The organism is Streptococcus sp. VT 162 (assembly GCA_000688775.2).
GTDB lineage: Bacteria > Bacillota > Bacilli > Lactobacillales > Streptococcaceae > Streptococcus.
Genome location: CP007628.2, coordinates 86,067 through 98,874, shown reverse-complemented (window position 1 = coordinate 98,874; position 12,808 = coordinate 86,067). Strand labels below are relative to the sequence as shown.

The window sequence follows — 12,808 nt, the reverse complement described above, 5'->3', positions numbered from 1 at the left end:
CAGGCTGTACTTGAGTACGGCAAGGCGATGTTGATGTGGTTTGAAGAGATTTTCGAAGAGTATGAGTTTACTTTTTACCTGACTTGTCCATGTTCCAGAAGTCTGTCACGGCTCCGCGTGAAGCAGATGATACGATATGGGCATATTTACCAAGGACACCACGGCTGTAAAGTGGTGGTAAGGTTGTTTCTGCCTTGCGTTTTTCAAGTTCTTCTTCGGATACGGCCATGGAAATTTCTTTGGTATCTTGGTCAACCGTAACGATATCACCTGTACGGAGGTAGGCAATTGGTCCACCATCCTGAGCTTCAGGAGCAATATGTCCGACAACCAGACCATAAGTACCACCAGAGAAACGACCATCCGTCAAGAGGGCAACCTTGTCTCCTTGACCTTTACCAACGATCATTGAAGAAAGGGACAGCATCTCAGGCATACCAGGACCACCCTTAGGTCCAACAAAACGAACAACGACAACATCGCCATCAACGATTTCATCTGTCAGAACGGCCTGAATCGCATCTTCTTCTGAGTCAAAGACCTTAGCAGGTCCAACGTGACGACGCACTTTAACACCTGATACCTTGGCAACCGCACCGTCAGGGGCAAGGTTCCCGTTCAAGATGATAAGCGGACCGTCTGCACGTTTTGGATTTTCAAGTGGCATAATGACTTTTTGGCCTGGTGTAAGGTCTGCAAAGTCAGCCAAGTTTTCAGCGACTGTCTTACCAGTACATGTGATACGGTCGCCATGAAGGAAACCATTTGCCAAGAGGTATTTCATAACCGCAGGCACACCACCGACTTCGTAGAGGTCTTGGAAGACATACTGACCAGATGGTTTCAAGTCGGCCAAGTGAGGCACACGCTCTTGGATTGTATTGAAATCCTCAAGTGACAAGTCAACATTAGCCGCATGGGCAATGGCAAGCAAGTGAAGAGTGGCATTTGTAGAACCACCGAGAGCCATAGTTACAGTGATGGCATCTTCAAAAGCTTCACGAGTTAAGATATCTGATGGTTTGAGTCCAAGCTCCAACATCTTGACAACAGCACGTCCTGCTGCTTCGATATCTTCTTTCTTGTCGGCTGATTCAGCTGGGTGAGATGAAGATCCTGGCAAACTCATACCTAGAACTTCAATAGCAGTCGCCATGGTATTAGCTGTATACATACCACCACAGCCACCAGGGCCAGGGCAGGCATTACATTCGAGACGTTTCACGTCCTCAGCTGTCATGTCACCGTGGTTCCATTTTCCGATTCCCTCAAAAACAGAAACCAAGTCAATATCTTTGCCATCAAGATTTCCCGGTGCAATAGTACCACCATAGGCGAAAATAGCTGGAATATCCATGTTGGCAATAGCAATCATAGAACCAGGCATGTTCTTGTCGCAGCCACCGATAGCAACGAAGGCATCGACGTTGTGACCACCCATCGCCGCCTCGATAGAGTCCGCAATGATATCACGAGATGTTAGAGAGAAACGCATACCAGGCGTTCCCATGGCAATCCCGTCCGCTACGGTAATGGTTCCAAACTGTACAGGCCAAGCACCTGCAGATTTGACACCTTCTTTAGCTAATTTCCCGAAATCATGCAAGTGAATGTTACATGGTGTATTTTCCGCCCAAGTCGAAATCACTCCCACAATCGGTGTTTCAAAGTCCTTATCTGTCATACCAGTCGCTCGAAGCATAGCACGGTTTGGTGATTTAACCATGCTATCATAAATGCTACTGCGGTGACGTTTATCTAATTCAGTCATCTTATCCCTCCCGTTTCAGTTTTTACTATTATAGCACATTTTAAAGGCAATGAACAGAAGAAAATTCTTGAATTTTCAGAAAATTCTATACAGCAATATTTTCTTTAAAAATGTTACATTTATTTCTTGACTTTATAAATTAAAGTGATATCATTTAGATATCATAAAGCAGGAGGTCATTCTTATGACTGAAAAACTAATCAATTCAAAACCAAATGGTGTATTCGCATTAATTCTCATTGAATTGACACTCGTACTTGGTATCTTTATATTTATAATGGGTGCTGGTTCGGAAAACGTTTTTGGAATTATTATCGGTCTTTTATTAATCTTAATTTCAGTTCTAGCTCATGCTGGTTTAAAAGTTGTCAAACCTCAGGAAGCTCTGGTTTTGACCCTCTTTGGTAATTATACAGGTACCATCAAAGAACCTGGTTTTTACTTTGTCAATCCTTTTAGCATAGCAGTCAACCCTGCAAACCACACTCGACTTGGTCAAAGTGGTGATGTTAGCACAAAATCTCCTTTTTCAGGAATGAAATCATCAAATGGCAATGATGTAAACCTTGAAATTGGCAAGAAACAGATTTCCCTCAAAGTTATGACTTTGAGCAATTCCCGTCAAAAGATTAACGATTGCTTAGGTAACCCTGTTGAAATTGGAATTGCGGTAACTTGGAGAGTTGTCGATACAGCCAAAGCAGTCTTCAACGTTGATAACTATAAAGAATATCTCTCATTGCAGTGTGATAGCGCCCTTCGTAATATTGTCCGCATCTATCCTTACGATGTGTCTCCTAATGTAGATACTACAGGGGATGGACAAGCAGATGAAGGTAGTCTCCGTGGCTCTAGTGAAATTGTAGCTAACCGTATTCGTGAAGAAATCCAAAGTCGCGTAGAAGATGCTGGCTTGGAAATCCTTGAAGCACGTATCACTTATCTAGCTTATGCACCAGAAATTGCAGCTGTTATGCTTCAACGCCAACAAGCATCTGCCATTATTGATGCCCGTAAGATGATTGTAGACGGCGCTGTGGGAATGGTTGAAATGGCACTAGAACGTCTCAATGAAGGAGAATTGGTAGAACTTGACGAAGAACGAAAAACTGCCATGGTTTCAAATCTCCTAGTCGTTCTCTGTGGCAATCATGATGCACAACCAATTGTCAACGCAGGAAGTCTTTACTAAAGATGGCTGAAGCTAAAAAAAAGCAGATTCCCCTTCGACTCTCAACAAAGTTATACGCTGCACTCGCATCATGGGCAGAAGACGACTTTCGTTCAGTCAATGGGCAAATCGAATATCTCCTTACAGAGTGTGTCAAGCAACGGAAGAAAGACGGAAAATACGTATCAGAAACCATTGACGAACCATTTGAGATTGATATTTAACACCTTCTCCTGTCTGCTAGATCGGACAGGAGAATTTTTTCATCTTTTTTTGTCAAGTAACTTTACTTTACAAAAAAGTTTTGATATACTATTAAAGTTGATGAAAATCAAACCTAACTGAATTATATCTTAAAAGGAGAAATCAAAATGGCAGTACCTGCACGTCGCACTTCAAAAGCGAAGAAAAACAAACGTCGTACCCACTACAAAGTAACAGCTCCATCTGTAAACTTTGACGAAACTACTGGAGATTACTCACGTTCTCACCGTGTATCACTTAAAGGATACTACAAAGGACGTAAAATCGCTAAAGCTGCATCAGCTGAATAATAGAAGGGAGATACCATGCGCGTAAATATTACACTTGAACACAAAGAATCTGGTGAACGCTTGTACCTTACTTCTAAAAACAAACGTAACACTCCAGACCGTCTTCAATTGAAGAAATACTCACCAAAACTTCGCAAGCACGTTGTGTTCACCGAAGTTAAATAAGGGTTCACTACACGTCAGTAGACTTTAGAAACCTTGATTTAAAGCAATTCTTGAATTTCGAAATTTCACTACATTGCGATATGAATCAATCGAATCACTACCTTTTTCACTACCTTTTATGTAATAAGAAACTGATTCGTTTATTTAAAAAGAAGAGGAACTTTAGTGTCAAGCTCCTCTTTTTTATTTGCTCTTTTACTTACAAATCGTAAGACCTGGTTTGGAAAGTATGAATTTCAGTTGGACTAAAAACAGCGTAATATCAAGACTTTTCTCCGCTTTTATAAAAGCGTTTTTCCAATCAAATTCAACTAATTTTATCTAAATGGTGTGGATTTTACCCCCAAAATTACAGAGAATGGAGCTGATAAACACTAAACGTTCACACCATTAGTTAAATGATTTTTTTCATCATTTTTCTTAGATGATAGAACTTCTAATTTATTTCTTATTCAAGCAAAAACAACCTGCTATAAGTAAGAAAGAGGAAGATACAAGAAAAACACGGCGTAAAAACCGATTCAGTTCATTGTCCTCAATCCTTGTCTGCTTCATTTTCTTTTACGAGATCGTTTTGTGAATCTTTTTCAGAGAGTTTTTGATCAATATACTTGTCAATGTTTTCATAAAATTCCTTGGTCGCTTCACTATCTAATGTTGGCGAGTTCTGAACTTGATTCACTTTCAATTGAACAGATTGAATACCGTAAGAGGCTTGTTTTTGGTGGAGTGTTTCTAATTCTTCTTCTGAAATCGGATCTCCAACAACCGTCAAGACCAATTCATTGTTACTTGACTTGTAGACTTGATTAATAACCGTATAATTGGCGAACTCTTTTCCTACAAACTGTTTGATCCCTTCTTTGCGCGCTTGTTCTATTGTCAGAGTAACTGCCGAATAGCTAGCTGGAAGAATCAACAATACAATCAAAGAAATCAAGCCAATTCTCATTTTAATGCTCAGCTCTTTAAATGAAGTTAAAGGAGATTTTCTCATCAAAATTCTTGTTCCAACAATGTTGGCTAGCATGATAAAGACACAGTTGATCAAGAAAAGATAGAGAGCCCCCAATAAAAATCGTACATTCCCATTAGCTAAACCATAGCCAGCAGTACAGATAGGCGGCATCAAAGCTGTAGCAATGGCTACTCCTGGCACGATATTGTTTGCTTCTTTTTTCCTTGAACCGATCACACCAGCAATCCCACCAGCAATAGCAATGAGAACATCCCAAATGGTTGGAGAGGTTCGTGCGATCAACTCGCTACTTGCATAAGACAAGGGAGAAATCCAGAAATACAGAGTCGAGACAAGCAAACTGACCAACACTTGAGTCAATAAAACCTCTAGAGATTGCTTGATTAAACGCGTATCAAAAATAGCTAAACCGAATCCCAGTCCAACAATCGGTGTCATGAGAGGTGAAATTAACATGGCTCCAATAATAACAGCTGTTGAATTCATATTTAGACCGATAGAGGCAATAAAAATTGCACACATCAAAATCGCTGTATCTCTCAATCGAACATGAAGGTCATCGTATAATTTCTCACGGTATTCCCGTGTTGAATAATTGGCAGTCATTTGTCCTCTCCTCTTTCCTTATTTAAATCGGTATAATAATTAATAATAACAGCTGATAAACAGCCAAAAAATATGAGCCCATAAATCGTCAAAAAGACACTGGTAATCCTTCCAATCAAGGTCACAGCTAGGAGATCCCCGTAGCCGACAGTCGTCGAAGTCACAAAAGCATACCAAAGACCGTCTCCGTAATTTGTGATAGCAGGTTCAACTAGGAAAAGCACGCCTCCTGACCCAAAAACAAAGGTCACAAAACTCAGAGCAAACCGAGTAAAACCCGTAACCTGTATAATATGCCATAACATTTTTAAACGTCTCATTTGTTCTCCTTATTCATACTAGCTCCTGACCGAGCCGTTTTTTCCAATAATCAAAGTGAAGATAGGACATGATCTCCATCAGAGAAAGATAGACAAACTGATAGATCTGATTTAAGCTGATTATCAACTGATATTGTTTGAAAAATGACTGGAAGAAAGACCAGATATGACTGTCTTGAATCAGTCCCTTCTTAACATCAGACAGGATATTAGCTAAAGCTCCCAAGGACTGAAACGGTAAATCCTTGACATTTATATAGATCCGGTCCACCACATCATTCAGACTGGTATCTTGGATGGCATGAAATTCTCCAAAGAGAACTCCTGCCGCTCCAAGAGTAGAAACAAATTCCACCAAATAATTTCTGAGGAAATTTTCTCAACCTTTTCCCATAATGTGTTTAGTGCCATCCATAACGATCCCAACCAGAAAAAGGAAAGAAAACAAGCAAAGAAATTTTGCCGTAAATCCCAAAAAGCTTCAAGACTTGGTGTTGTTGGTTTTTCTAACTCTAAAATCAAGATGGTCATAATAATTGCTAGAACAGCATCTGTCAATACAATTAATCTGTCTTTCTTCATCGGATTGCATCCCCTTTCTTTTTTGTAACATTCTATCTTATCGCATAATATTGGATATTCTTTCATAATCCGACTACAAACAAAAATAAACCAAAAAGTCTGTCCCTATTATGCTATATTTAACTCTAGAAGTATTCATCCATCTAATTAATAAATATATCATATTTCACAATAAATGACTACTATCAAAGATACATTTTCTTTCAGATTTCTCCCTTTTAAACTTGGCTAACTTGACCTGCATTACCTAGGTCGCTTTGCTTTAAATTATACTTTTTTCTTAAAGATTTGCTACGAGTAGTCTTTCATGTGAGTAATTTTTATCAAAAAATTTCATAGATAAGTCCTATATATAATCATGATAAAGTAGTAAAAATAGTTGTTATCCTAGTTGATTAAAAAAGTCTTTGATTTCCTCATCTTTTATAAAATAATATATAATTTTCCCCTCTCTTCTAGTATCCAAGATGTTTTGATTGGCTAGTTTACGAAGATGGTGGGAGGCAGATGCCATACTGAGATTTAGTAAACAGGCTATATCACAGACACAGAGTTCTTCAACAGCAAGGAGATAAAAGATGATATTTATCTGTTTATTATCGGTAAACTTTGATAAAATACGAAGTGATTTTTGGACTTTTTCCTTTTCAAGGTAGTTCGTTGCGGTTGTAACATTTTGCTGATTTATAATATTCACTTGGCAGATACTATCTTTTTTCATAATTTTTTCTCCTAGCCGAACACAGTCCTTAGCATGTCAAAGCTGTTGTTTTCAATCAGGATATACATCCCCAATCCTAAATAGACAACGGCAATAAACCATCTGCTATATTTTTCCAAAGTTTCTCCAACAGAAGGGACTTGTGCTAATTTTTGGGCAGAAAAAACCAAGAGATAAATCATGACTAGAAAAGTAAGTAAAGTCACTATCAAATTCGCTAAATTTAAGGTGGTAAAATATGGGACAAAGACACCAATATTGTCAGCGCCACAACTTGCAAAAGTAATTATAGCGACTAGAAAAATCAGGTTTTTATTGTCTTTTCGCAAACCATCTTTTGCAATAGCTTCTCCATCAGAATCTCCTAAAAGCAAAACTTTGAGGCCTAGGAAAATTGGAATCAAACCGAGTAAACCTAAAATCTCTTTACTAGGAATATAATTTAAGACAAATGCAAAAAGCAAACTTAGGAATATTAGACTAACAGAGCCTAGAAATTGTCCTAAATAGATGTTAATGATGTCCTTTCTGCTTTTTCTTTTGGCAAAAAATAACATTAGGATAATAAGTAAGTCTACGGCTGTCCCAGAATACAGGATTATTGAAGTAACAATATTTTGAATCATAAAACACCTCATTCAAATATATTTTTGAATGTATTCTAACATTAAACTTTGTAGATGTCAACTTCAGCTCCATCAAAATATAGATAAGAAGGTAGTGTCCCAAACATTAAAAAGCCCTGCCATCGAAATGATAGCAGGGCTTAACTTCAATATCCAGATGATATATTTATCTAAAAAAGGTAGAGTAAAAGGTAGAGTTTTTATTGATTTGTAGTGCGATATAATGAGTTTCCAAAAATCAAAAATCGCTTAAAATCAATATTTTGACATCTATTGACGTGTACTGAAACCCTTACTTAACCTCTGTAAGGATATAATTACGGTACCAGTATATCATAAATAATAACAAAATCTTGACTTTCCGAAAAATAAGTATTTTCCGGAAAAATATCGAAATTAAATCAAAACTAAAAATATCTCATACATTTGAACTGCACCCCAAAAGTTAGACAGAAAAAATCTAACTTTTGGGGTGCAGTTCATCAAAGGTGCTTTTCATTTTAAAAAACTTGTGGAAAAACTTCATCCCATATATCTACTAAGCTTTTCCCGTCAAATACTTTAGCTTCCATAGCTTCATCAATTGTATCAAACTGCTGACCTTCATAATCATAACCAACTACACATATACTCGATAAAAAGCAAGCACCTCGGCTATTATAATTAAATTCAAGATCTTTGTCTAAATATTTTTTAATTTCATCCTTTTTCATATAGGACCATCCCAACTAAAACAATCTCAACAAACAAGATTTTTTCCTTAGATTCTATTCCCACTACTAGCTTTCTATGATGCTGACGATTTCATCTTCAAAATATTCATAAAGAGTTCCATCAACATCTACCAGCAAGGAGTCAATCTCCTCGTCATTGTCAGAGGCGTCACAATAGTCTTCTACAAATCCTCTAACTACCGCGCCATTTTTTAACGTGATAATTACATCTGTACGGTTAAATTTCCAGAGTGTCATTTAAATATTCCTTTCAATATTGGCTAATTGCTTTGCTTTTTCGTAGTAAGGTGTTAAGAAATCGATAAAACCTTGTTTGTCGCTTGGATCATGTTCCTCTAAAAATATCATCAACTCAAAGTCATTGAGAGCGTCAAACATTTCAGAGTTTTCATTATCCCAAGCCTCGGAAAATTCCGCATCTTCTCCAAAAAGAGCGTTAAACGTAAAGGAAAAATCCCAAAAATTATCAATCTGACCACTAACTGTTTGCTGGAGCATGTCTAATACTTGTTGACTATAACCCATTACCCTTCCCCTCCTAATAAGAACGTTGTAGCATATTGAGCTACGTTCCAAAAATTTAACAGACAAAATCTAATTTTTGGGGTGCAGTTCATTCATCAAAGATGATTTTTATTTTAATAATACTGCACTTCAATTCCATCCATAATTTCTACTAAAGTGTTATCGTCAATTTTTAGAGAAATCAGATCAATGAATGATGATACCTGGTATTCCTTATCTCCAATCACCACTACAATATCATGAACAGAATTAGGAAAAATCCCACATACTTGACCATTATAATCAAAAGAGGCATCCCAACCATTGTCATATAACTCTTGTAAATCATCTAATATTGCCATATAAACTAAATCCTTTTCCATAGTGTTTTCTTTCAAATAAGGCAGGTAAAAGCACCTAGATTGTTCTAAGTCCTATGAGATTGTTTTAATCGAGACAATCTCACTCTCAAAGAGAGAAATTTCAGTAGCTTCATCTGGACTAGGATTAGCAATGAGAATAGTGATTTCATCTTGCTCATCATTGTCCATTTCGTCAACAAAGTCTATGACACGTCCCTTGATTATCTTATCGCAATTAGTGACTATCTGAACCCTTGATCGAAGATACTTCCAAAGCTGTTTACTCATTTATTTTCCTCTCTGCTATTTTTTCGATAGTTCTTATACTTTTTATAGTTAGTCGATAAAATCGCCTAGGTTGAACTAAACCCTAATAATTTTGATTTTCTTGATAATATCTTCAGGATATGAGCGATCACCTATGACTAATTCGTCAGGACCATCTAAATCATAACCATCAAACCAATCAACCACCCTGCCCTTGATGGAAGTCCCATCTTCTAAAATAAGGCGAACATTTTTATCAACACATTCCCATAGTTTCATTGAGTTCCTTCTCTCTAACAGCGGAACAATATGACCCAATATTAGTTATTTACTAATGGCTTTTAGTTCCTGTTAAAAGCATTATAGCACACCTTGTTTGCTAAAGTACTACAGATACTCCATTAGACTAGCTTACTACTTTATTTTCCTTGTAAAATGTCGTATGCTATAGCATGCAAAGGAACCGACTATCACCAATGGGTGGGCTTTAAATATACTTGCGTCAATTCATTTTTTCGATTATAATCTATTTAATGAATAGAGGTTTTCCATCTCCCCTTGAAACAGATCTTTCTGCGGTAGGAGGTGGGACGCCTCTATTTGTTTTTTAAGTCAAAATGATGTAAAATTAATCCAAGAAAGAAGTGTGGTTTTCCCGCCTAAAAGCTCTATTGCTGTGGGAGAGTCATGCTTCTTTTTACCTCTCAAAAATGAACGCCCAAAAAGCAGTTTCGTTCTATGAAACTGCACTAAAAAGTTTATAACTGAACAAACCCAGAAATCAACCTTTTAAGACAAAGCAAAAAGCCCACTGTTGTAGGCTTTCTGTAAGATATTTCTTAAAATTAAAGCATCTTGTTGTAGAATTCAACGACAAGTGCTTCGTTGATTTCTGGGTTGATTTCGTCGCGTTCTGGCAAGCGAGTCAATGAACCTTCCAACTTTTCAGCGTCGAATGATACGAATGCTGGACGTCCAAGAGTAGCTTCTACTGCTTCAAGGATTGCTGGAACTTTCAATGATTTTTCACGAACTGAGATCACTTGACCTGGAGTTACGCGGTATGATGGGATATCAACGCGTTTTCCGTCAACAAGGATGTGACCGTGGTTTACGAATTGACGAGCTTGACGACGAGTAGTCGCAAGACCAAGACGGTAAACAACGTTATCCAAACGACGCTCCAAAAGAAGCATGAAGTTGAAACCTAGGATTCCGCCTTTGATCTTAGTAGCTTGTACGAACAAGTTACGGAATTGTTTTTCACCTACACCGTAAGTGAAACGAAGTTTTTGTTTTTCAGCCAATTGCAAACCGTATTCTGACAATTTAGAACGGTTGTTTGGTCCGTGTTGTCCTGGTACGTAGTTACGACGTGCCAATTCTTTACCTGTACCTGTAAGTGAAAGGCCAAGGCGACGAGCTTGTTTCCAAGATGGTCCTGTATAACGTGACATGTGTATGTCCTCCTGATATAAATAATATTTCGGTGGAAATAGTCACTTAGAAAGCCCTGATTCGTGCAGATGCCCTTCGCCTAAACAGCCAAGGTTACTTGTCATAAGACACCTGTTGACGAGCTTCATGCTTTCCTGCTGCTATTTCACACAAAGGCTATTGTACCATGAAAAGCTAGATTTGTAAAGGGATTTTACGCCTTTATTTCAAACTAAGGCTGAATGTAAACTTGCTTCCTAAGCCGTACTGACTTTCTGCTGTGATTTCGCCACCAAGCTGATGGGCTAGTTCGCGTGCAATCGCAAGACCTAAGCCATGCCCACCCGTCTTCATATTGCGCGAAGTTTCTACACGATAAAGTCGTTTAAAGATCTTTTCCAAATTTTCAGGAAGGATCCCCTGACCCTCGTCTTTCACACTGATTGTCAGCTCTTGTTCTGTTAATTGGGCAAGAACCTCGATTCTGGTTCCTGGTTCTGAATATTTAAAGGCATTGTTTAGCAAATTGACCAGAATGCGAGAAAGTTTGTCAGAATGGCTCTTGATTTTCGCAGACTCAGGTGACACTTGAATGTAAACATCTCGCTCCTCTTGTTCAATCTGGAGTTGAAATTCACTCATTGACTCAATCAGCAACTGATCTAAAAAGACCTCTTCGACTTCTTCATCAGCAGTATCTTGAGGTTGTGTGTTCAGAGTCAAAACATCCAATTCCTCCACTAGCTTGTTTAGGCGCTCGGTTTGCCGACCAATCGTGGTTAAGTAGTGGAGCCACTCCTCTTCCTTGATCACTCCATCTAGAATTCCCTCCACAGTAACCTGAATGGAGGTAATGGGAGTTTTAATATCGTGAGAGAGCTGCGCAATCATCATTCTCTTTTCTTGCTCGCTCTCATCAAGTGATTGAAAGGTAGCCTGCAAATTGTGGGACATGTCATTAAAAGCCTGGCCCAGTTCTTGAAATTCTAATGGTCCCTTGGTTTCAATTTCTGTGCTGAAATCCTTGCTTGCTATATCCTGAGCTTGTTTTTTCAAGTGTTTCAGAGAAGAGAACACTGGCGACAAAAGAAAGATGCTCACTGCAGCGCCAATGAAACTAGCAATCAAGGTCATTCCAACTAGAAAGTAAACTTCACTTTTCTCAATCAACATTCGTTGGACTGCCCAAAAAACGACCAAAATCGTTAGTAGAGTCGACACTAGATACCCCACTAAAATATAGTTTCTTAATTTCATTTTCTACCTCTTGGTCTTTCCATCTTATAGCCCAAACCCCAGACAGTTTTGATAGCAGGAGCATTTGAATTTGTATACTTGGTCAACTCTTGCCTCAAAGCATGGATATGAACATTGAGTGTATTGGTATCATCCACATAGTCCTCTTGCCATACCTTCTCGTAAAGTTCCGTCTTTGAAAAGACTCTCTCGGGATTGCTGGCTAATATCCATAGAAGTTCAAAGGATTTTACTGTCAATTCCAAAGGTTGCTCCCCAATGCGGACCTCATGAGTCACATGGTTGATTACCAAGTCACCAAACTCGATCTGTTCTGTCTCTCCTCCACGGCTAAGGCGACGCAAGATATTATTCACTCTTAAAACCAATTCGCGTGGGCTAAAGGGTTTGACTATAAAATCATCTGCCCCCAAACTTAATCCATAAATCTTATCCTGTTCGCTTGTCTTAGCAGTTGTAAAGAGGAAGGGTTGATCCGGAGCGATATACTGAACTTCACTGATAAAATCATAGCCATCCATATTGGGCATCATGATATCTGTGATAATAAGGTCAATAGATTTTTTTCTGAAAAGTTCTAATCCCTCCTTACCATCATGGGCGACCAAAACATCGTAACCTGCTTGTAAAAGATAGCGGTTTTGAATATCTAAAATATCTATCTCATCATCAACCAGCAAAATTGTCTTTTTCATCTGACACTCCTTCGATAAAAACAGTGTTATACTTGCTTTAGTATAACACTATTTTCT

At 38.2% G+C, this 12,808-nt stretch carries 19 protein-coding genes; 4 read left to right on the top strand and 15 right to left on the bottom strand.

All coding sequences use genetic code 11. The features are described from left to right. Window positions 1-67: 67 nt before the first annotated feature. A complete protein-coding gene (locus V470_00535; protein ID AHZ46942.1) occupies window positions 68-1,771 on the bottom strand; it encodes a dihydroxy-acid dehydratase in 1,704 nt (567 codons plus the stop codon). 184 nt (window positions 1,772-1,955) lie between these two features. Here V470_00535 and V470_00530 point away from each other — a divergent pair, with 184 nt between their 5' ends. From V470_00530 to V470_00515, 4 genes are all read left to right on the top strand, one after another. Beyond that, window positions 1,956-2,963: a membrane protein gene (locus tag V470_00530; GenBank protein AHZ46941.1), complete on the top strand. Its 1,008-nt coding sequence runs from the start codon at window positions 1,956-1,958 to the stop codon at window positions 2,961-2,963. A gap of 2 nt (window positions 2,964-2,965) precedes the next feature. Further along, window positions 2,966-3,166, top strand: a complete 201-nt coding sequence (locus V470_00525; GenBank protein AHZ46940.1) for a PTS ascorbate transporter subunit IIC — start codon at window positions 2,966-2,968, stop codon at window positions 3,164-3,166. A 147-nt stretch (window positions 3,167-3,313) separates the two neighbouring features. After that, window positions 3,314-3,496: a 50S ribosomal protein L32 gene (locus V470_00520; protein ID AHZ46939.1), complete on the top strand. Its 183-nt coding sequence runs from the start codon at window positions 3,314-3,316 to the stop codon at window positions 3,494-3,496. A 15-nt stretch (window positions 3,497-3,511) separates the two neighbouring features. After that, on the top strand, window positions 3,512-3,661 hold the full coding sequence (locus V470_00515; GenBank protein ID AHZ46938.1) for a 50S ribosomal protein L33: 150 nt from the start codon (window positions 3,512-3,514) through the stop codon (window positions 3,659-3,661). Between the two features lie 535 nt (window positions 3,662-4,196). On the opposite strand, the gene V470_00510 is transcribed toward V470_00515, so the two are convergent. The 14 genes from V470_00510 to V470_00445 all read right to left on the bottom strand — a co-directional run bounded on the left by V470_00510 (window position 4,197) and on the right by V470_00445 (window position 12,751). Then, window positions 4,197-5,246, bottom strand: coding sequence for a membrane protein (locus V470_00510; GenBank protein ID AHZ46937.1), 1,050 nt, complete (start codon window positions 5,244-5,246; stop codon window positions 4,197-4,199). Continuing rightward, complete coding sequence (locus V470_00505; GenBank protein ID AHZ46936.1) at window positions 5,243-5,566, bottom strand: Ion channel; 324 nt, start codon at window positions 5,564-5,566, stop codon at window positions 5,243-5,245. Before V470_00505 ends, V470_00510 begins: the two co-directional genes overlap by 4 nt. Before the next feature lie 13 nt (window positions 5,567-5,579). After that, window positions 5,580-5,921: a hypothetical protein gene (locus V470_00500; protein AHZ46935.1), complete on the bottom strand. Its 342-nt coding sequence runs from the start codon at window positions 5,919-5,921 to the stop codon at window positions 5,580-5,582. 609 nt (window positions 5,922-6,530) lie between these two features. Beyond that, window positions 6,531-6,869, bottom strand: coding sequence for an ArsR family transcriptional regulator (locus tag V470_00495; GenBank protein AHZ46934.1), 339 nt, complete (start codon window positions 6,867-6,869; stop codon window positions 6,531-6,533). 11 nt (window positions 6,870-6,880) lie between these two features. Continuing rightward, window positions 6,881-7,507, bottom strand: coding sequence for a cadmium transporter (locus V470_00490; GenBank protein ID AHZ46933.2), 627 nt, complete (start codon window positions 7,505-7,507; stop codon window positions 6,881-6,883). Window positions 7,508-7,995: 488 nt separating this feature from the next. Next, window positions 7,996-8,208: a hypothetical protein gene (locus tag V470_00485; protein ID AHZ46932.1), complete on the bottom strand. Its 213-nt coding sequence runs from the start codon at window positions 8,206-8,208 to the stop codon at window positions 7,996-7,998. Window positions 8,209-8,274: 66 nt separating this feature from the next. Next, entirely contained in the window at window positions 8,275-8,466 is a 192-nt protein-coding gene (locus tag V470_00480) for a hypothetical protein (protein AHZ46931.1), read from the bottom strand. Beyond that, on the bottom strand, window positions 8,467-8,754 hold the full coding sequence (locus V470_00475; GenBank protein ID AHZ46930.1) for a hypothetical protein: 288 nt from the start codon (window positions 8,752-8,754) through the stop codon (window positions 8,467-8,469). It lies immediately after the preceding gene. A gap of 113 nt (window positions 8,755-8,867) precedes the next feature. Then, on the bottom strand, window positions 8,868-9,095 hold the full coding sequence (locus tag V470_00470) for a 16S rRNA processing protein RimM (protein ID AHZ46929.2): 228 nt from the start codon (window positions 9,093-9,095) through the stop codon (window positions 8,868-8,870). Window positions 9,096-9,167: 72 nt separating this feature from the next. Continuing rightward, a complete protein-coding gene (locus V470_00465) occupies window positions 9,168-9,383 on the bottom strand; it encodes a hypothetical protein (GenBank protein ID AHZ46928.1) in 216 nt (71 codons plus the stop codon). A gap of 75 nt (window positions 9,384-9,458) precedes the next feature. Beyond that, window positions 9,459-9,641, bottom strand: a complete 183-nt coding sequence (locus V470_00460; protein AHZ46927.1) for a 4-hydroxy-3-methylbut-2-enyl diphosphate reductase — start codon at window positions 9,639-9,641, stop codon at window positions 9,459-9,461. Window positions 9,642-10,207: 566 nt separating this feature from the next. Next, entirely contained in the window at window positions 10,208-10,819 is a 612-nt protein-coding gene (locus V470_00455) for a 30S ribosomal protein S4 (GenBank protein ID AHZ46926.1), read from the bottom strand. A gap of 202 nt (window positions 10,820-11,021) precedes the next feature. After that, window positions 11,022-12,056 carry a histidine kinase gene (locus V470_00450; protein ID AHZ46925.1) on the bottom strand — a complete coding sequence of 345 codons (1,035 nt, stop codon included), beginning with the start codon at window positions 12,054-12,056 and terminating at the stop codon, window positions 11,022-11,024. After that, window positions 12,053-12,751 (bottom strand): transcriptional regulator, encoded by a 699-nt coding sequence (locus V470_00445; protein ID AHZ46924.1) that lies wholly within the window; start codon window positions 12,749-12,751, stop codon window positions 12,053-12,055. Before V470_00445 ends, V470_00450 begins: the two co-directional genes overlap by 4 nt. Window positions 12,752-12,808 lie beyond the last annotated feature (57 nt).

Coding starts and splice junctions, on each gene's coding strand:
- V470_00480 (AHZ46931.1), bottom strand. CDS start 8,466: ATGACACTCTGGAAATTTAACCGTACAGATGTAATTATCACGTTAAAA.
- V470_00510 (AHZ46937.1), bottom strand. CDS start 5,246: ATGACTGCCAATTATTCAACACGGGAATACCGTGAGAAATTATACGAT.
- V470_00530 (AHZ46941.1), top strand. CDS start 1,956: ATGACTGAAAAACTAATCAATTCAAAACCAAATGGTGTATTCGCATTA.
- V470_00515 (AHZ46938.1), top strand. CDS start 3,512: ATGCGCGTAAATATTACACTTGAACACAAAGAATCTGGTGAACGCTTG.
- V470_00490 (AHZ46933.2), bottom strand. CDS start 7,507: ATGAGGTGTTTTATGATTCAAAATATTGTTACTTCAATAATCCTGTAT.
- V470_00535 (AHZ46942.1), bottom strand. CDS start 1,771: ATGACTGAATTAGATAAACGTCACCGCAGTAGCATTTATGATAGCATG.
- V470_00460 (AHZ46927.1), bottom strand. CDS start 9,641: ATGAAACTATGGGAATGTGTTGATAAAAATGTTCGCCTTATTTTAGAA.
- V470_00475 (AHZ46930.1), bottom strand. CDS start 8,754: ATGGGTTATAGTCAACAAGTATTAGACATGCTCCAGCAAACAGTTAGT.
- V470_00465 (AHZ46928.1), bottom strand. CDS start 9,383: ATGAGTAAACAGCTTTGGAAGTATCTTCGATCAAGGGTTCAGATAGTC.
- V470_00520 (AHZ46939.1), top strand. CDS start 3,314: ATGGCAGTACCTGCACGTCGCACTTCAAAAGCGAAGAAAAACAAACGT.
- V470_00445 (AHZ46924.1), bottom strand. CDS start 12,751: ATGAAAAAGACAATTTTGCTGGTTGATGATGAGATAGATATTTTAGAT.
- V470_00495 (AHZ46934.1), bottom strand. CDS start 6,869: ATGAAAAAAGATAGTATCTGCCAAGTGAATATTATAAATCAGCAAAAT.
- V470_00525 (AHZ46940.1), top strand. CDS start 2,966: ATGGCTGAAGCTAAAAAAAAGCAGATTCCCCTTCGACTCTCAACAAAG.
- V470_00470 (AHZ46929.2), bottom strand. CDS start 9,095: ATGGCAATATTAGATGATTTACAAGAGTTATATGACAATGGTTGGGAT.
- V470_00450 (AHZ46925.1), bottom strand. CDS start 12,056: ATGAAATTAAGAAACTATATTTTAGTGGGGTATCTAGTGTCGACTCTA.
- V470_00505 (AHZ46936.1), bottom strand. CDS start 5,566: ATGAGACGTTTAAAAATGTTATGGCATATTATACAGGTTACGGGTTTT.
- V470_00455 (AHZ46926.1), bottom strand. CDS start 10,819: ATGTCACGTTATACAGGACCATCTTGGAAACAAGCTCGTCGCCTTGGC.
- V470_00485 (AHZ46932.1), bottom strand. CDS start 8,208: ATGAAAAAGGATGAAATTAAAAAATATTTAGACAAAGATCTTGAATTT.